Genomic DNA, 18,287 nt, shown 5'->3' with positions numbered 1-18,287 from the left:
CCGGGCATCGATCAGAGAGGATCCTCATGGCACCCGGGAACAGCGAGAACGAGGGACGCGTCGTCGTCATCACCGGCGGCGGCACCGGCATCGGAGCGGCGATCGCCGAGCGCTACGCGAGCGAGGGGGCGAGTGTGGTGGTCGTGGGACGCCGCTCGGGTCCGATCGAGGAGGTCGCGGCTCGCATCGGCGGTACCGCAGTCGTCGCCGACGCGTCGGACGGCGCGTCCGCACGAGCCGCGGTGGCGCAGGTGGTCGAGCAGTTCGGACGGCTCGACGTGGTCGTCGCGAACGCCGGTGGCCACGGATTCTCCCCGGTCGGGGAGACGAGCGATGACGACTGGGAGTCGTCGATCAAGGTCAATCTCTCGACGGCCTTCGTGATGGCGCGCGAGGCGCTGCCGGCGCTGCTCGATACGGCTGAGCGCCACGGCGGCGCGCAGATCGTGATCGTCTCGTCGCTGGCGGGGCTCTTCGCGGGCCCCTCGGTGGCGGGCTACACCGTGGGCAAGCACGCGCTCATCGGGCTCACCCGCAGTCTGGCGCGCGACTACAGCCGCAGAGGCGTGCGAGTCAACGCCGTCTGCCCCGGCTGGGTGCGCACCCCCATGGCCGATTCCGAGATGGATGAGTTCGCCGAGCAAGCGCCGGAGATCGCCGACCGCGAGGCGGGCTACGCGGCGGTGACGCGCGACGTGCCGCTGGGGCGCCCGGCCGATCCCGCTGAGATCGCTTCCATCGTGCGCTTCCTCGGCTCGCCGCAGTCCTCGTACATGACGGGCGCCGTGCTCGTGGCCGACGGCGGCGCGCACATCGTCGACCTGCCGACGGTCGCCTTCGAGCACGCCGGCATGTGATCCGGGCGGACCCTCCCGCCGATTGAGCGCGGCGGGAGCCCGCCGCTGATTGAGCGGAGCGCAGCTCCTTCCGCTGATTGAGCGGAGCGCAGCAGAGTCGAAATCGAGGATCCTTTCCCGGGTTTCGACTCCGCTTGCGCAGCTGCCCTCAACCGGCGAGGGGCTGGTCCGCTCCGCTCGACCGGCGGTGCGGATCACCCGCCGAGATAGGCGCGACGCAGCAGCGCCTCGTCCTCCTCGAGCACCCCGGCCGGGCCCTGGGGGTGGCTCACCCGCCCGCTCGAGACCACCATCGCGTCGTCGGCGATGCCGAGCGCGAGGTGCGTGAACTGCTCGACCAGCAGCACACCCACGCCCGACTCGGCGAACTGCTGGATCAGCGGCAGCAGTCGCATGAACACGACCGGTGCGAGGCCCAGCGACATCTCGTCGATCAGCAGGAAGCGCGGCCGCGAGGCGAAGGCGCGCGCCAGCACCACCATCTGCTGCTCGCCGCCCGAGAGCAGCACCGCCTGCGAGTCGATGCGCTTCTCGAGCTCGGGGAACGACTGCAGCACCTCCTGGAGCGCGGCGTCGGTCTTCGCCGTGAGCAGCAGGTTCTCGCGCACGGTGAGCGAGGGGAAGATGGCCCGCCCCTGCTCGATGTGCGCGATGCCGGCGCGCGAGCGCTGCACCCGCTTCCACTTGGCGATCGACTCCCCGTCGATGGCGATGTCGCCGCCGGAGTGTCCGATGACCCCGGAGACCGACTCGAGCAGGCTGGTCTTGCCCGCTCCGTTCGGCCCCACGAGCGCGAGGATCTCTCCCTGGCGCAGCGTGAGATCGACGTCGGAGACGACCGGGCCGGCTCCGCGGCTCACGGTGACGCCGCTCAGTTGCAGTTCGCTCATTGCGTCATCTCCGCATCTCCCATGTAGGCCGCGATCACGGCCGGGTCGTCGAGAACCTCCTTGCTCGGGCCCTGCGCGAGCACCTTGCCGAAATCGAGCACGGTGAGCTCCGTGCACACCGAGCGCACGAGGTCGAGATCGTGCTCGATGAGCACGATCGCGGTGTCGAAGCGCGACGGGATCCGGGTGAGGCGGTGCCCGAACTGCAGGTGCTCCTCGTGGGAGAGACCCGCTGCGGGCTCGTCGAGGATCAGCACGCGCGGTCCCGACAGCACCGCTGCTGCGACCTCGATGAGGCGTCGCGTGCCGACATCGACGCTCGCGAGCTGCTCCTCCGGGGGCGGACAGCCGAGGAACGCCAGGGCGTCGGCCAGTTCGTCATGGTCGAGCCGCTTGCGAGCCACGAAGCGCACGTAGGCCTCGACCGTCAGCTGCGGGGGTACACGATCCTGCTGGAAGGTGCGGCGCAGGCCCTTGCGGGCACGAGCCACGGGGGAGAGCCGGGTGATGTCCTCGCCGTCGAGCAGCACCGTTCCGGTGTGCTGCGGCAGGAAGCCGCTGACCGCGTCGACGAAGGTCGACTTGCCCGCGCCGTTGGGGCCGATCAGGCCCATGATGCTGCGGGGCTTCACCTGCAGCGACACGTCGTCGTTGGCCTTGAGCGCGCCGAACTGCACCCCGAGACCGCGCACCTCGAGCACCGGTGCGGCGTCTGCGGGGATCGGCTCCGAGGCCTCGGGCACGGCGAAGACGTCGAGCACGCTCGTGCCCACCTCGCTCGGGACCGTCTCCGGGCCGGCCGCCTTGCGCTTCCTGGCCCGCTTGCGGAATCCGCCGCGGATCGCCTCGCCGAGGTTCGAGCCGCTCGTGAGGGCCTGGATGCCGAGCAGGCCGAAGATCACGAAGCCCCAGTCCTGTGGCACGCCCCACCGCTTGAGGAGTTCGGGCACGAGCACCCAGAGCACACCGCCGAAGATCGCCATGTCGATGAGGTACGCGCCGCTCATCACCGCGAGGATGTAGAGCGCGAGCGACATGATCGGCGTGAAGCTGGAGGCGTAGGGGATCCCGACCTGACCGGCCAGCAGGCCGCCCGCGACGCCGCCGAGCGCGGCGCTCACCGCGAATGCCGAGAGCTTCGCGAGGCGCACGCTCTGGCCGACGGCGGCGGTGCCGCGCTCCGAGAAGGACACGGCCTTCCAGCTGCTGCCGACCCGGCTGCGCTGCAGCAGGAACACCAGGTAGGCGCAGACGATGAGCACGATCATCGCGAAGAAGAAGTACTGCCGGTCGCTCGAGAACAGCCCGGGGCGCTCCACCGAGAGCCCCTCGGTCTGGCCGGGGAACTGGGTCTGCACCAGCAGCACGTCGAACGCGGCCGCGGCGCCGAGGGTGACGACGGCGAGATTGACGCCGCGCAGGCGCAGCGCCGGGAGGCCGAGCAGCACGCCGGCGAGCGCCGCGACGGCCGCGCCCGCGATCAGCCACAGTGCGAAGCCGCCGGGGACCTCGTGCTTGCTGAGGAAGGTCACCACCCATGCGCCGATGGCGCCGAAGGTGAGCTGGCACAGGGCGATGATGCCGGCCGAGCCGGTGACCACGCCGAGACCGAGGATCGAGATCGTCGCCGTCACCATGCTGATCGCGAGGTAGACGGTGTATCCGGAGAGCCCCACGCTCAGCGCCCAGGCGATTCCGAGCGAGACGAGGGCGACGGCGATGGGCAGGACGTTGCGCAGGCGTCTATTAGCGAGCAGCATCCCACACCTCCTTTCGCTGCGACCACAGCAGCAGGATCACGATGAACAGGAGCGGCACGAAGTTGCGCACGAGCGCCAGTTCGCCGATCTGCGCCACCATGCCGTTGATGAGGCCGAGCAGCAGACCGCCCACGACCGCGAGGTCGAGGCGCTTGAAACCGCCGAGCAGCGCGGCCGCGGCCGCGGGGATGATGAGCATGGAGAGGCTGACGGCGTCGTTCGACTGGGTCGGCGCGATGATGAGGATCGTGATGGCGCTGATCGCACCCGTCACGGCCCACACGCCGATCGCCAGCGGCTTCGACGAGATGCCGATGAGCTCCGCCGTGGTCGGGCGGTCGGAGAGCGCGCGGAGCTTCGTGCCGATCGTCGTCTTGCGCAGCACGAGCGCCGATGCGAGGGCGACCGCGATCGCGAGGGAGACCGTGATGACGGTGACCCAGCTCACCACGACGCCCGCGACCGTGAACGCGGGGCCGTTGAAGATCGGGGAGAAGGGCTGCGGCTTGTTGCCGAACATGATGTAGGAGAGCGACATCAGCAGCAGGAAGGGGCCGACGGTCATCGCGGATCGCGTGGAGAGATCGGCCTCGGAGAGCCAGGTCGCGGCGATCCAGCCGATGATGGCGGCGAGCAGCGCGCCGACCACGATGCCGGCGACCGTCGCGAGCCAGACGGGCATGCCGAGCTTGCTGGCGAACCAGACCGCGATGAACGCGGCGAACATGCCGGTGGCGGCCTGGGCGAAGTTGACGACGCGCACCAGGCGGGACATGAGGGTCAGCGTGACGGCGAACACCGCGTACACGCCGCCGGCGGCGAGACCCGAGAGCGCGCCCTGCAGCAGCGCGCCGCCGTTCACGGCCGCCTCCGCGGGACCGGTCGGGGGTGGGGACTGTGAGGCATGGAATTCCTTCAGAGCTGGCTGCCGATCGAGCGAGCGGAGCGAGTCGAAATCCTCACGAGGAGTGGTTTCGATTCGCTCCGCTCACTCACCCGGGCAGCGGTTGGGTGCGGAACCGGTCTGAAGCCGGCTGGGTCAGTTCGCCGGGATCATCAGCCAGTCGTCGGCCGCCTGCTCCCAGGCGTTGGTGCCCGACTTCAGCACGACGGGCCACCCGCCGGGCTGGAAGTCCTGCGCGGCGATCTTGTCGAACTGGTACTCGTAGGCGATCATCGGATTGGCGATCGGAGCCATGCCGCTCAGCGCCTCGTTGACGCTCTCACGGGTGATGTCGCCGTCGATGCTCTCGAGCACCTCCACCAGGAAGGTCGCTGCGAGGTAGCCGCCCTGGCTGAACGAGGTGAGCGTGATCCCGTTCTCGTCCATCAGCGCCTTCCAGTCGGCGTTGACGTCGCTGTCCTCGGTGAAGGGGTAGAACTCGGCGGGCACGTAGACGCCGGCCGCGCTGTTGTCGACGGCGGCCGCGAAGCTCTCGCTGTACACCGAGGTGAGGAGCAGGAAGGTGACGTCGTCCCAGCCCTGCTGGTTCGCCGCCTTGATCAGGCCGATCGCATCGGGCTCGACCGAGTTGGCGACGATGCCGTCGCAGCCGGCCTCACGCGCCTTCACGATGTAGGGCGTGTAGTCGGCGCCGCCGTAGGGCACGGTGTCGTCGACGAAGGTGGGCTGCTTGCCGGTGATCTCGCTCCAGCGGTCGACCGCGGCCTGGTAGGCGGGGCCGGTGGAGCCGATGACGCTCGTCAGCACGCAGAGGTTCTCGAGCCCGAGCTCCTCCGAACCGTAGAGCATCGTGAGGGTGGTGTCGTTGAAGGGGCCGATGTTGGTGGGTGCGATGTTGGGCGAGCTGAAGCAGCCGGGGTCGACGCCGATGCCCTGGACCGAGCGGACGCCCTCCTGCTCGTAGTACTTCGCGTTGATCTCGCAGTCGAGCAGCGACGCACTGCCGACGAGCGCGACGACCTCGTCGCTGCCCACCAGTTCGCGCGCCGATGCGGTGGCGGTGGCGGGATCGGCCTTGTCGTCGGTGACCTTGTACTCGATCATGCGGCCGTTGATGCCGCCGTCGGCGTTGACCTTGTCGAAGACCGCCTTCGCGGCCTCCGAGGCCTCGGGGAAGGTGGCGGGGCCGCTGATGGTGTTGACGGAGCCGAGCTTGATCGGTGCGCCTTCGCCGCCGCCCTCACCGCCTGCGCAGCCGCTCAGCACGAGTGCGGCTGCCGCGGTCAGCGCGGCAGCGCCCAGGATGCGTGATTTCATGGTGTGTCCTCTCGGATGGATGGAGTGGGAATGGAGCAGTGAATCGGAGTCAGACCGGCTGCACGTCGGGGTACTTGACGGTGCCGATCGGGTAGATGCGACCGCCTGCGCGCGAGTGCTCGGCCCGACCCTCGCCGGTGATGCCGAGGAAGACGCCGGTCGTGTGCAGCTGGTAGCCGAGGTCGTGCAGCCACACGCTCGCGACGGCGATGCGGAACTCGCGGAAGCAGAAGAGGTAGAGGCCGTCGGCGAACTTCCAGACGGTCGACATGTCCATGTCGCCGTGCCCGCGCTGCACGCCCTCCACGCACTGCCATGCGTAGCGCTGGCTCGAGATGTAGACGTGCTCGTAGAGGTGGTGGGGGCTGTAGCGGTAGAGGTTGCGCATGCCGATCAGATCGCGCGACGGCCCCGGCACCTCACCGCTCGGCTCGCCCGCGTCGGTGACGGCCGACCAGAAGGTCTGGTCGACGCGGGGCTCGCCCTCCACGTCCTCCTCGCCGATCTCGGAGCGGGCGACGAGCGCGCGATGCGTCGTCTCCGAGAACACGACGGTGATGGCCTCGCGCTCGCGCGACTCGATGGGCAGGTTCACGAAGACGACGTCGTCGCGCACGCGCACGGCGTCGTAGGGGTCGCTCAGCTCGCCGTCCGTGGCGAAGGCGCCGGTCGCGCTCCAGCGGGCGGTATCGGCGCCGAAGACCAGGTCGAGCCCGGAGCCGTCTTCGAGGACGAGGGAGAGGGAACGGCCCTCGAGGCTCGTGTTCGGCAGTCGGAAGGTGTCGATGCCCGCGGCGAACTCGTCGTAGGTGCGCCACTCGTTCGGGTCGGCTGCGATGGTGCTGGTGTCGGGGGTCGTCATCGTCCCGGCTTCCTCCCTTGGAATCGATACAGCGGGGTTCCGAGGGCGGTGCGCGCCAGGCGAGCCTCATCGCTCGGAATGTGCTCTCACTGTAAGCACTCGCGGGGCGTCGCGAACCGATCAGCACCGCTACAGACAATGCCCGTGCACTGCTGGACAACGAGTATTACGACTCGGTTGCGGTGTGGCGCCGAAAACGCGGATCCGGCGCTGCAGAAGGCGCACCGAGCACCCGCTCGGCCGAGGGGCCGGGCGGGCGCTCGGAGCACGAATCAGAAGCGGCGCAGCTCGCTGGGCGAGACGCCGTAGCTCGCCTTGAAGACGCGGCTGAAGTGCGCGGCGTCGGTGAAGCCCCAGCGCGCAGCGATCGCGGAGACGGTGCGGTCGCTGAGCACCGGATCGAGCAGATCGGTGCGGCAGCGCTCGAGACGCCGCTCGCGGATCCAGGTCGACACCGTGGTGTCGGCCTGCCGGAACAGCGAGTGCAGGTGCCGCGTGGAGATGTAGTGCGCGGCCGCGATGCTGCCGGGGGAGAGCTCGGGCGACGCGAGGTGGAGGTCGATGTAGCTGTAGATCTTCTGCAGCAGCACCTGGTGCGGGTCGCGCTGCCCCGGGTCGGCGTCGAGGATGGTGGAGAACAGCGTTCCCATGAGATCGAGGCTGGTGTGGGCGAGCTTCGCGCGCACGCGGTCGGAGAGGTGCGTCAGCTGAGCGGGGAACTGGGAGAGGAAGGTCGTGATCACCGGGGTGAGGCCGCTGTGCTCCTGCGCGAACGACACCGCCGTGAGCTGCTCCGTGAAGGGGATCGGGATGTCGAGCCGGTCCTTCGGGAACATCATGATGAGGTTGCGGAACTCCTCGCCGAACAGCAGCGAGTAGGGGCGCGACGTGTCGTACACGGTCAGGTCGCCCGGCCGCATGACGAGCTCGCGGCCGTCCTGCACGAGGATGCTGCTGCCGGAGATCAACAGGCTCACCTTGTAGTAGCCGCTGCCGCCGCTGGCGATGGTCTCGGGGGTGCGCTCGACGAGGTGAGGTCTCGCGGCCACCTCCGTGAAGACGATGTCGTCGGCGTCTGCGGCTGTCAGCCGGGCCGAGAAGGCGTCATCGCGTTCGGTGCTGATGCGCAGCGGCACGAACGACGATGACACCAGATTGCGAAAGCCCCCGAGGCTGTCGACCTGGGCGGGGCGAGACTCTGGGCGCGAGGCGCCGCCTCGTTGCGGAGCGATCTGCACAGCCAATCACCTTCTTCGATCTACCTGCCGAGAGGATACACCTTAAACTTCCGACAGAGCATCGGCAAGCGCGTCGAGCAGGATCGGCAGCTCCTCCGCGCCGAAGGCGAGCGGCGGGCGCACCTTGAGCACGCTCTCGTCGCGCCCGATCCTCGAGATGAGCACCTTACGAGCTTTCATCGCCTCGACGACCTGCTTCGCGAGCTGCGGAGCGGGCTCGCCGTCCACGGCGAAATCGAGCCCCAGGAACATGCCGACGCCCTTGGCCGAGCGCACGAAGTCGTAGCGCGCGGCGAACTCCCGGAAGCGCGCGGCTGCCTCGTCGCCGAGGGTCTTCGCCCGCGCCATGAGCTGCTCCTCCTCCATCTCGAGCAGCACGGCCTCGCCGACGGCGGCCGAGACCGGGTTGCCCGCGAAGGTGTTGAAGAACTCGTTCTGCGAGCCGAAGCGATCGAGCACGTCCTCGCTCGTCACCACCGCCGACATGGGATGGCCGTTGCCCATCGGCTTGCCCATGGTCACGAGGTCCGCCGCCATGCCCGCGTACTGGTGGCCCCACATGTGGGTGCCGGTGCGCCCGAAGCCGCTCTGCACCTCGTCCGCGATGACCATGCCGCCGGCGGCGCGTACGCGATCCGCGATGCCCTGCACGAGGCCCTCGGGCAGGCGGGGCATGCCCTCGGTGGAGAACAGGGGGTCGAAGAGGCAGGCGGCGACGCCGAAGCCGGCCTCCTGCAGCGACGCGATCGACGCGTCGAGCGAGGCGAGCGTCTCCGCGAGTACTTCGGCCTCGGGGCGGGGATCCCGATCCAGATCCGGGATGCGCAGCGTGCGCACGTTCGGGTCGAGGGGGATCGCCGTCTTGAGTCCGGTGGTGAGCCCGGCGAGGGTGATCGTGGTGCCGTGGTAGCTGTAGTCGGACACGATCATGCCCGTGCTGCCGGTGAGCTGGCGCGAGATGCGGATCGCGAGCTCGTTGGCCTCGGATCCCGAATTGCCGAAGAAGATGCGGTCGAGGCGGGGCTCGAAGGTGGCGAGCAGGCGCTCCGAGTAGTCGACCACGCGCTCGTTGAGGTAGCGGGTGTGCACGTTGAGCGTGGCGGCCTGGTCGGCGAGCGCGGCGACCACGCGGTCGTTGCAGTGGCCGACGTGCGGCACGTTGTTGTAGCCGTCGAGGTAGCGCTCGCCGCTCGCCTCGGTGAACCACACGCCCTTGGCCGACACGAACTGCAGGGGCTCGGTGTAGAAGAGCGGCGAGTAGGGGCCGATCGTGCGGTTGCGGCGCTCGATGAGTTCGGCGTTGGAGGTCATTCTGCGTTCTCCTCGGGTTTCTCTGGTGTCATCCTGCGGGAGCGGGTGGTCTCGTTCGTGATCCTGCGGGAGCGGGTGGTCCCGTTCGTCATCCTGCGCGAGCGGAGCGAGTCGCAGGATCTCGCCCACGAATACGGAATCGGTGGTCGGGCGGGAACGACGCTCATGCGGAGGCGACGAGCTCGCGCGACAGTCGGACGATGTGGGGGAGCACCGTGGTGGCGTGCCACTCCGCGGTCGGTTCGCCGCGGCGGTCGGCGGACCAGCCGAGGTAGGTGAGGCCGCGCGCCAGCAGGATCGCCGGGAAGACCTTCCGGTCGGCGTCGTCGAGCGGTCGCACCGACTCGTATCCGCCGAAGAGCGCGTCGCGGTACTCGGCGTAGCGGGGGTGCGGGGTGTAGAAGTAGAGCGCCGTGGCGAGGTCGAAGAGGTGCCAGCCGGCCGCGAAGTCGTCGAAGTCGATGAGCACGAGACCGCCGGGGGTGCGCAGCACGTTCTCGGGCGTGAGGTCGGCGTGGATGGGGCCGAATCGGTGAGCGGGGGAGCCGTAGGCGCCCAGTTCCTCGCGGATGCGCGCGATCGCGGCCACGACGGCCGCGCGATCCTCGCCGGCGAGTTCCTCGATGCGCAGGGGATCGCCCCAGGCGGGCTCCGGGCCGACGAGGCCGTCGAGGTCCCAGTCGTCGCGCGGAACCGCCATCGTGTAGCCCGACCGCTCGGTGGCATCGTGCACTCGCGCCGCGAGCCGCCCGAGCTCGGCGAAGTCGGCGGGGTCGATCGCGGCGGTGCCGTCGACGCCCGTGCGCTCGTCGCCGAAGTTGCCGTGGTTGGGGATCAGGTGCTGCAGGTCGATCTGGTGCGCGCCGGCCGGGTGCCCGGCGCCCGCTACGCAGAAGCCGCGGCCATCGCTCAGGGGCACGAAGTGGGGCACCGCAACGCCCTCGCCGTGCAGGGCGCGCACGAAGTCGAGTTCGCAGCCGAGCTCCTCGTCGCTGTGATAGCCCTGACGATGCACGCGCAGCACGTAGTCCGTGCCGCCGTGGCCGAGCGAGAACACGAAGTTCTCGCGCTGCTTCAGCAGGGTGAGCTCGGTGTCGGGCGCCAGGCCGTACTCGGCGAGGGCCTCGCGAGCGAGCTCTGTCGCCGCGGTGAGATCGACGGTGATCATGCGTGTCCTTTCGAGGAACTGACGTGATTGCTGGGATCCCGGCAGAAAACTATACTCCGAGTATAGAAAAGTGAGGTCGTCTGCACAAGTGCCGGTTCGTGGTGTGCGCGGCGTGTCCCGGGGTGGAGGGCACGGTGGAGAGCGGGGTGGAGGGTGATCCCTAGAATGGGCAGTGTGAACGGGGAGAGCGAGAGCCGACCGACCAGTCTGCGCGAGCGGCGGCAGTTGCGCACCCGGCGCGAGCTCGTCGACGCGGTGCTCGCCGTCGTCGCCGGCGGGGGGCTCTCGGAGACGACGATCGATCGCATCTCGGCGGAGTCGGGCATCTCCCGCGGTACCGTCTACGCGCACTTCCCGGGCGGTCGCGACGAACTGCTGCGCGCCGCCTACGCGAGACTCGGCCGGCAGCTCGTCGAGCGGACGCGCGAGGCCGTGCTCGCCGCGGACGATTGGCGGGGCAGGATCGTGGCGCACGCCCGTGCGATGTTCGATCTGGCCGGCGACGCGCGCATCGGCCACTTCTACAACGTCTCCGGCCCCACCCTGGTCGTGGACGGGGAGGAGCGGGGCATCGGCTCGGGTGCGAGCGTCGTGTCGATCCGCGAGGAGCTGGAGCGGGCGCAGGCCGCGGGCGATGTCGCCGCCGACGTCGACGCGGGGGGCGCCGCCGTGCTGCTGGTCGGGGCACTGCGCGAGGCCGCCATCGGCGTGGCGGCGCAGACGATGGACCCCCGGCGCGCCTACGAGTCCTTCGCGCGGCTCGTTGAGGGGCTCGCGGCGCGATCCTGACACTCCCGGGGGTTCGGGCCCCGCCGAGGAAGGCGGGATCGCGGTCGGCGTGCTCTGAGACCGCCGCCCGCGGTAGGCTCGTGTTCGCATCGGTACGGGTGATTCGACGACGTGATCGGATAGTTCTGGAGCGAGGTGACATCCTTGCGGATCGCCTCAGAGATGAGCGAAGCGTCCGCCGCGGTGCGCTCACGCTGTCCCGATCACACCGATCCCGCCGACGACGAGGGGAAACCGACATGGCCGCCGATCTGCTGTTCACCGGAGGAGCCGTGTTCACCGGCTCAGGAGATCCACTTACGGGATACGCCGTGGCCGTGACCGGGGGGCGCATCAGCGCCGTCGTCCCCGAAGCGGAGGCCGATGCGCTTGTCGGCCCCACCACCAGAAGGATCGTTCTCGAAGGAGCACTGCTCTCTCCGGGGTTCCAAGACGCGCACGTGCATCCCGTGGGAGCCGGCGTTGAGCTGCTGCAGTGCAACCTCACGGAGGCGGGGAACGCCGACGAAGCGGTCGCGACGGTCGCCGCCTACGCGGCGGCGTACCCGGAGGAGGAGTGGATCCTGGGCGGGGGATGGTCGATGGATCACTTCCCAGGAGGGTCCCCGAGTCGCGCGTTGCTCGACGCGATCGTCCCGGATCGACCCGTCTTCCTCATGAGCCGCGATCATCACAGCGCGTGGGCGAACACCGAGGCCATACGGCGGGCGGGGATCGATGCTGCGACCCCCGACCCGGAGGACGGGCGGATCGAGCGCGAGGCCGACGGCTTCCCTGCCGGGACCTTCCATGAGGGGGCCGGCGGCCTCTTCTCGGCGGTGAAGCCCGCGACCGATGGAGAACTCGCCTACCGCGGACTGCTGCGAGCGCAGGAGGAGCTGCTCGCGCTGGGGATCACGGGCTGGCAGGACGCCTGGGTGGGCGACGAGGGCGCCGAGATGGGCAGCCGCGATGTCTACCTCAGGGCCGTCGCGGAGGGTGCGCTCAAGGTGCACGTCGTCGGCGCCCAGTGGTGGGATCGCGCGGCCGGTCTTGAGCAGATCGACACGATGCTGTCGCGCCGCGACGAGCGCCGCGACAGCGGATCGGCCGAGCGCTTCGAGCTCGGCACCGTCAAGATGATGGTCGACGGGGTCGCCGAGAACTTCACGGCATCCATGATCGATCCCTACCGCGATGCGCGCGGACACGACACCTGCAACCACGGCATCTCCTTCATCGATGCCGAGACTCTGCGCGAGGCGGTCGTCCGCCTCGATGCGGCGGGCATGCAGGTGCACTTCCACGCCCTCGGCGACCGAGCCGTGCGCGACGCGCTCGATGCCGTTCGGGCCGCTCGCGCAGCCAACGGCCCGAGCGATGGGCGGCATCACCTGGCTCACCTGCAGGTGGTCTCCGCAGCCGACACCCCGCGTTTCGCGGAGGTCGACGCGATAGCGAACCTCCAGGCGCTCTGGGCCACGCACGAGGAGCAGCTCGACACCCTCACCCTGCCCTTCCTGCAGCAGGGCGCCGAGGCCCGGCAGTACCCGTTCGGCGAGTTGCACGCGCACGGCGCGCGCCTGGCCGCGGGCAGCGATTGGCCGGTGTCGAGCGCGGATCCGCTCGCGGCGATCCACGTCGCCGTCACCCGTGTGGCTCCGGGCGTCGACGCCGAACCCCTGGGCGGAGAACGCCAGCGCCTCGACCTCGCGACGGCGTTCGCCGCCTACACCTCCGGCAGCGCCTACGTGAACCACCGGGATCACGACACCGGCAGCGTGCGCGAGGGCTACCTCGCGAACCTCGTGGTGATCGAACCCGATCCGTTCGAGATGCCGAGCGATGAGCTGCACCGCGCCCGCGTGGTCTCGACCTGGATCGAGGGTGTTCCCGTCTACACCCGCGCCGAGCAGTAGCGGCCTGATCCCACCCGCGGGTGAGACCGGGCCGCTACTGCCCGGAGGTAGTGCACACGGTCTACCGCTCTCCTGATCCCGACTCACCTCCCCGTCGCTCCTCTACCTTCGCGCGTCAGTAGATGCTGCCTCGCGTGCCCTGAGGTGACAACTACTGGCGCGCGAAGAGGGAAGGTGGCGCGCGAGGAGAGAAACCGGCGGGCGGAGGGGGATGAGACTGCGGTCCCGGCGGCCACCGCCAATGCTTCGGCTCTCACCGTTCATTCGGACGAATTCACAGGTTTCCGTCCGAACGAACGGTGAGAGCCGAAGTATTTGGACGTGAGCGGTGTCCGCTACTCCACGTCGAGGCCGTTGACGCGCTGGATCTCGCGCTGGTACTCGGCCACGACGCTGCGGGAGATGCGGCAGTCGAGCAGGATCGTGCCCTGCGCGCCGGCGGCGGTCCAGGCGCGCAGGGCCTCGAGGTCCTCGAGGCGGTGCACCTGCACGCCCTGCGCACCGAGCGCAGTCGCGACGCCCGCGAAGTCGATGTCCGGGATCAGCATCGGAGCCTCGTCCAGGCCCATGGCCCCGTAGAGATGCACCTCGGCGCCGTACGCCCCGTCGTTCCAGACCACGATCACGTTGCTGGGAGAGGTGCGGATCGCGGTCTCGAGGTCGGCGAGCGCCATGAGGCCGCCGCCGTCGCCCGTGCTCAGCACCGTGGTGGTGCCGGGGGCTGCGGCTGCGACACCGGCGACGGTGGGGAAGCCGATGCCGATGGTCTGGTAGGCGGTGCCCACCATGATGAGGCGCTCGGGCGAGGCGATGGGCCAGTACATGCTTGCCCAGCCGATGAAGTGGCCGCCGTCCGTGGTGATGTGGTGATCCGCGGGCAGCAGCTCGGCGACGCGGGTGGCGACGCTGCGGGGGTCGAGGCGACCGTCGGCGCAGATGCCGTCGGGGTGCTCGGCGAAGCCGGTGTCGCGCACGCGCAGCGCCCCTCCGGGCTCGAGGCCGAGTACGCTCTCGCGCCAGCCGCCCGGCACCCGGCCCGCCTCGACGAGCGCGCCCAGCAGCGTGCCGAGGGTGGCTCGGGCGTCGCCCTGCAGCAGCAGGTGCGTGATGGGACGGTTGGTCTTCGGGGGAGCGACCTGCTCGTCGTCGATGCGGATCACGGTGGCACCGGCCCCGAAGAGGTCGCCGAAGCGCATGGTGAACTGATTGAGGCCCGCCCCCACCACGAGCACGACATCGGCGGCCTCGATCGTCGCCATGGCCGCCTGCTGGCCGAAGCCGCCGGTGACACCGAGGTCGAAGCGCTGGTCCGGGAAGATGCCGCGGGCGAGCGCGGTGCTCGCGGTGAGTGCGCCGAGCGTGTCGGCCATGGCGCCGAGCTCGGCCGATGCGCCCGAGAGGTGCGCACCGCGGCCGGCGATCACGACGGGGCGCTCGGCTTCGAGCAGCGCGCGCACGGCCGCTTCGATCTGGTGGCCGGCGGGACCGCCGAGTCCCTGCGGCACCACGGGGGCGACGGGCTGGGCCGGGGCGATCTCGGCGACCGACGCGCTCAGCGACGCGAGCACGGCGGGGTCGTTGAGGTCGATGCCCTGCGGTTCGGCGGAGGCGATCGCGGGCTGGACGGCCGACTCGGTGACGAGGTCGTAGGGGATGGCGATCACGACGGGGCGACGCACGCGCTGCGCGTACGAGACGGCGCGATCCACGGTGCGCTCGATGCCGGCGACGGAGAGCATGTGGGTGCGCACGCCGAGGGCCGCGGCGAGCATCTCCTGGTCGACGTCCCAGGGGCGGGGACCGCCGCTCGGGGCGTCGCCGACGACGACGAGCATGGGAGTGCGGGCCTGTGCGGCCTCGGCCAGGGCGGTGAGGGTGTTGGTGAAGCCGGCGCCGTAGGTGGTGGTGGCGATGGCGAGTCGGCCGCTGACGCGGGTGTACGCGTCGGCCGCGGCCACGGTGCCGGCCTCGTGGCGCACGGCGGTGTAGGGCACGCCGAGCTCCGAGAGGCTCTGGATGAGGTGGGCGTTGCCGTTGCCCATGAGGCCGAAGCTGCGGTCGGCGTGGCGGGCGAGCGCGGTCGCGAGGGTATAGACGAGCGTGGGGGCAGAAGTGGACATCACAGATCCTTTTGAGAAGAACTCGAATGACAAGGGAAACCGTGTATGTCTCGCCGGGCGTCGTAGCCCTGACAGCAACGCCCCTTTTTCGAGCGCCTTAGCCGGCCGGGTCGGAGACGGACCGACCGAGCTGGACGCTACCTATAGTACATATCGCGCGAGTCGTTCCTCGACAGTGACTATTCATGGCATTGCGCCCGTGATTTCGACTCCGCTCAATCGGCGGGCTTTGCCGTGATTTCGACTCCGCTCGATCGGCGGGCGGGCGCCGTGAATTCGACGGGGCTCGATCGGCGGGTCGGGATCAGCGGTAGCTCTGCGCGATGCGATCTGCGGCGTCGTGCAGCGCCTCGACGACGGAGTCGAGGGGCTCGGGAAGCTTGAAGTGCACCACGGCGACCGCGGCGGGGGGTTCGCCGTCGATGCGGAGGGGGACGGCGATGCTCGTGACGCCGTCGATGACCTCGTCGTGGCTGAGGGCGTAGCGGTTGCGGCGCGCCTCGATGGCTGCGGCGCTGAGCTCGCCGGAACCGAGGAAGGCCTTGCGCTCCGAGGCGGTGAGGGACGATTCGATGGCCCGGGCGGGGGCGCCCCGATCGACGGGGTGGCGCACGCCCGGGTTCCGGGCGACGCTGGCGGCGACGTTCGCGGGCTCGACGGTGGCGAGGGTCACGACGTCGTCGATGTCGAGCACCGTGACGAACGCGGTCATGCCGAGCTCGTATGCGAGTTCGGTGAGGGCGGGCATCGCGGCGGTGTGCAGGGCGGGGGCGACGCCGCGGGCGAGCACGGTGAGTTTCGGACCGAGCCGGATCCGGCCGGCCTGGTCGCGGGTGACGAAGCGGTGCTGCTCGAGGGTGCGCAGCACGCGGTATGCGTTGGATCGGTGCACGCCCAGCCGCTGCGCGAGGTCGGCGATGGAGAGCGGCTGCTCGGCCTCGGCGAGCAGTTCGAGCGCGCGGAGGCCTCGGGCCAGGGTCTGCGACCCTGCGGTCTGAGAGCCGGCGGTGGCCGCCGGGGTGTCGCTCGTGGAAGTCATGTGAACCATTCTGGCGGATGCCGGGGAGTCGGATGTTGTGCGAACGCGCGAGGCGGTTTATCCTTACTGTGCGATATTCAAACTTCATGTTCAATTATAGAACATTGTGACGTGGAATCCACCGCCACGGCGCAGTGAGGAGAAACAGTGCAGTTCCACCACCACGGATACGTCTCCACCGATCCTCGGATTCAGCCCGCCGCAGGCGTCGGCCTGAACCGCCCGGAGGAGCTTCCCGAGGAGATCGACGTGCTGATCGTCGGTTCGGGACCGGCGGGCATCGTCGCCGCGGCCCAGCTCGCGCAGTTCCCGAACGTGGTGACCCGCGTGGTGGAGCGCCGCGACGGACGTCTCGTGCTCGGCCAGGCCGACGGCATCCAGGCGCGCAGCGTCGAGACCTTCCAGGCCTTCGGCTTCGCGCAGCAGATCATCCAGGAGGCCTACCAGATCACCGAGACCGACTTCTGGACGCCCGACCCGGAGAACCCGGCCAACATCGTCCGCAGCTCGATCACGCCCGACGACCCGAGCGGCATCAGCGAGTTCCCGCACCTCATCGTCAACCAGGCCCGCGTCATCGACTACTTCGCCGAGTACGCGCGCCGTGCCCCGGCCCGAGGGGACGTCGACTACGGGTACGAGTTCATCGACCTCGAGGTCACGGGCGAGGGCGAGTACCCCGTCGCGGTGACGCTGCGCCGCGTCTCGGGCTACAGTGGAGCGGGGATCAACACCGCCAAGTCCGAGGAGGGCGGCGACGGCGAGACCCTCGTCGTGCGCGCGAAGTACGTCATCGGCGCCGACGGGGCGCGTTCGGCCGTGCGCCGCTCGATCGGCGGCTCGCTCGCCGGTTCCAGCTCGCTGCACGCGTGGGGCGTCATGGACGTGCTCGCGTTCACCGACTTCCCCGACTTCCGCAAGAAGTGCATCATCCACTCGGAGGCCGGCAGCATCCTGCACATCCCGCGGGAGGGGAACCACCTGGCGCGCATCTACGTCGACCTCGGCGAGACCGATGAGAACGACGGCGGCAAGGTGCGCGACACCCCGCTCGAGGAGGTCATCTCCCGGGCGAATGCGATCCTGCACCCCTACACCCTCGAGGTGCGCGACGTGCCCTGGCACAGCGTGTACGAGGTGGCGCACCGCCTCACCGACCGCTTCGACGACGCGGCGACCTCGCCCGACGGCAAGGGGCGCGTGTTCCTGATGGGCGACGCCTGCCACACGCACAGCGCCAAGGCCGGGCAGGGCATGAACGTGTCGATGCAGGACGGCTGGAACCTGGGCTGGAAGCTCGGCTACGTGCTCGAGGGCCGCAGCCCCGAGTCCCTGCTCAAGACGTACTCGGACGAGCGCTGGGTCACCTCGAAGAACCTCATCGACTTCGACCACGAGTGGTCGACGCTCATGGCGAAGAAGCCCGAGGAGTTCGACTCCCCGGACGAGGTCGCGGAGTTCTACGTGCGCACCGCGGAGTTCCCCGCGGGGTTCATGACCGAGTACACCGAGTCGATGCTCACGAGCGACGGCGCGAATCAGGAGCTCGCGACCGGGTTCCCGATCGGCAAGCGCTTCAAGTCGGTGAGGACCACGCGCGTCTCCGACGCGGTGGAGCTGCACTTGGGGCATCACCATCGCGCCGACGGCCGCTTCCGCGTGTACGCCTTCGCCGACGCCTCGGGCGAGCGCCTGAACAGCTGGGCCGAGTGGGTGCTCTCGAACGAGGCGTCGCCGCTGCACCGCTTCACCCCGGAGGGCGCGGACATCGACGCGATCTTCGATGTCAAGGCGGTGTACCAGCAGCACCATCACAGCGTCGATATCTCGCAGGCATCGAGGCTCTTCCTGCCCGCATCGGGGCCCTTCGGGCTGACCGACTACGAGAAGATCTACGCGGCGCTGCCCGATGAGGACATCTTCGAGCTGCGCGGGATCTCGCGAGAGGGCGCCGTGGTCGTGGTGCGTCCCGACCACTACGTATCGGCGATCCTGCCGCTCGACCGCCCCGAGCAGCTGGGTGAGTTCTTCGAGGGACTGCTGCTGGAGAACTAGCGTTCGACTCGGCGGCACCGCGGCTCGACCCGCGCTGCGCGTTCGAAACCGGGCGAAGTATCGGCGCTGGAACCATCGG

The 18,287-nt window shown here is 69.7% G+C and carries 14 protein-coding genes; 4 read left to right on the top strand and 10 right to left on the bottom strand.

The features are described 5' to 3' along the window. Positions 1–26 precede the first annotated feature (26 nt). Complete coding sequence (locus tag AMS65_RS00580; RefSeq protein WP_193786993.1) at positions 27–857, top strand: SDR family NAD(P)-dependent oxidoreductase; 831 nt, start codon at positions 27–29, stop codon at positions 855–857. Positions 858–1,051: 194 nt separating this feature from the next. On the opposite strand, the gene AMS65_RS00575 is transcribed toward AMS65_RS00580, so the two are convergent. From AMS65_RS00575 to AMS65_RS00540, 8 genes are all read right to left on the bottom strand, one after another. Next, positions 1,052–1,747, bottom strand: coding sequence for an ABC transporter ATP-binding protein (locus tag AMS65_RS00575; RefSeq protein ID WP_053382244.1), 696 nt, complete (start codon positions 1,745–1,747; stop codon positions 1,052–1,054). Next, the gene (locus AMS65_RS00570; protein WP_053382243.1) at positions 1,744–3,507 is read right to left on the bottom strand and encodes a branched-chain amino acid ABC transporter ATP-binding protein/permease; all 1,764 of its coding nucleotides are present in this window, start codon (positions 3,505–3,507) and stop codon (positions 1,744–1,746) included. The genes AMS65_RS00575 and AMS65_RS00570 overlap by 4 nt, the downstream gene beginning before the upstream one ends. After that, entirely contained in the window at positions 3,494–4,369 is an 876-nt protein-coding gene (locus AMS65_RS00565) for a branched-chain amino acid ABC transporter permease (protein WP_053382242.1), read from the bottom strand. Before AMS65_RS00565 ends, AMS65_RS00570 begins: the two co-directional genes overlap by 14 nt. Before the next feature lie 177 nt (positions 4,370–4,546). After that, the gene (locus tag AMS65_RS00560; protein ID WP_053382241.1) at positions 4,547–5,728 is read right to left on the bottom strand and encodes an ABC transporter substrate-binding protein; all 1,182 of its coding nucleotides are present in this window, start codon (positions 5,726–5,728) and stop codon (positions 4,547–4,549) included. Positions 5,729–5,777: 49 nt separating this feature from the next. After that, positions 5,778–6,590, bottom strand: a complete 813-nt coding sequence (locus AMS65_RS00555; RefSeq protein WP_053382240.1) for a MoaF C-terminal domain-containing protein — start codon at positions 6,588–6,590, stop codon at positions 5,778–5,780. Positions 6,591–6,862: 272 nt separating this feature from the next. Further along, positions 6,863–7,822 carry an AraC-like ligand-binding domain-containing protein gene (locus AMS65_RS00550; RefSeq protein WP_053382293.1) on the bottom strand — a complete coding sequence of 320 codons (960 nt, stop codon included), beginning with the start codon at positions 7,820–7,822 and terminating at the stop codon, positions 6,863–6,865. A 48-nt stretch (positions 7,823–7,870) separates the two neighbouring features. Next, positions 7,871–9,139, bottom strand: a complete 1,269-nt coding sequence (locus tag AMS65_RS00545; protein ID WP_053382239.1) for an aspartate aminotransferase family protein — start codon at positions 9,137–9,139, stop codon at positions 7,871–7,873. Positions 9,140–9,302: 163 nt separating this feature from the next. Further along, complete coding sequence (locus tag AMS65_RS00540; protein ID WP_053382238.1) at positions 9,303–10,307, bottom strand: phosphotransferase enzyme family protein; 1,005 nt, start codon at positions 10,305–10,307, stop codon at positions 9,303–9,305. Positions 10,308–10,481: 174 nt separating this feature from the next. Between AMS65_RS00540 and AMS65_RS00535 the strand changes: the two genes are divergently transcribed. Together AMS65_RS00535 and AMS65_RS00530 are read left to right on the top strand one after the other, a co-directional pair. After that, on the top strand, positions 10,482–11,096 hold the full coding sequence (locus AMS65_RS00535; RefSeq protein WP_241489285.1) for a TetR/AcrR family transcriptional regulator: 615 nt from the start codon (positions 10,482–10,484) through the stop codon (positions 11,094–11,096). Between the two features lie 239 nt (positions 11,097–11,335). Further along, positions 11,336–12,994 carry an amidohydrolase gene (locus tag AMS65_RS00530; protein WP_053382236.1) on the top strand — a complete coding sequence of 553 codons (1,659 nt, stop codon included), beginning with the start codon at positions 11,336–11,338 and terminating at the stop codon, positions 12,992–12,994. A 335-nt stretch (positions 12,995–13,329) separates the two neighbouring features. On the opposite strand, the gene AMS65_RS00525 is transcribed toward AMS65_RS00530, so the two are convergent. Together AMS65_RS00525 and AMS65_RS00520 are read right to left on the bottom strand one after the other, a co-directional pair. Next, the gene (locus AMS65_RS00525; protein WP_053382235.1) at positions 13,330–15,114 is read right to left on the bottom strand and encodes a thiamine pyrophosphate-binding protein; all 1,785 of its coding nucleotides are present in this window, start codon (positions 15,112–15,114) and stop codon (positions 13,330–13,332) included. 304 nt (positions 15,115–15,418) lie between these two features. Next, positions 15,419–16,153 carry an IclR family transcriptional regulator gene (locus AMS65_RS00520; protein WP_157501995.1) on the bottom strand — a complete coding sequence of 245 codons (735 nt, stop codon included), beginning with the start codon at positions 16,151–16,153 and terminating at the stop codon, positions 15,419–15,421. Positions 16,154–16,300: 147 nt separating this feature from the next. On the opposite strand from AMS65_RS00520, the gene AMS65_RS00515 reads away from it, so the two are divergent. Beyond that, a complete protein-coding gene (locus AMS65_RS00515; RefSeq protein ID WP_053382233.1) occupies positions 16,301–18,208 on the top strand; it encodes an FAD-dependent monooxygenase in 1,908 nt (635 codons plus the stop codon). Positions 18,209–18,287 lie beyond the last annotated feature (79 nt).

Origin of the sequence: Leucobacter celer subsp. astrifaciens, from assembly GCF_001273835.1 — a bacterium.
Taxonomy (GTDB): domain Bacteria; phylum Actinomycetota; class Actinomycetes; order Actinomycetales; family Microbacteriaceae; genus Leucobacter; species Leucobacter celer.
The sequence above is the reverse complement of the archived record's forward strand: the minus strand, read 5'-3'. Positions and strand labels throughout refer to the sequence as shown.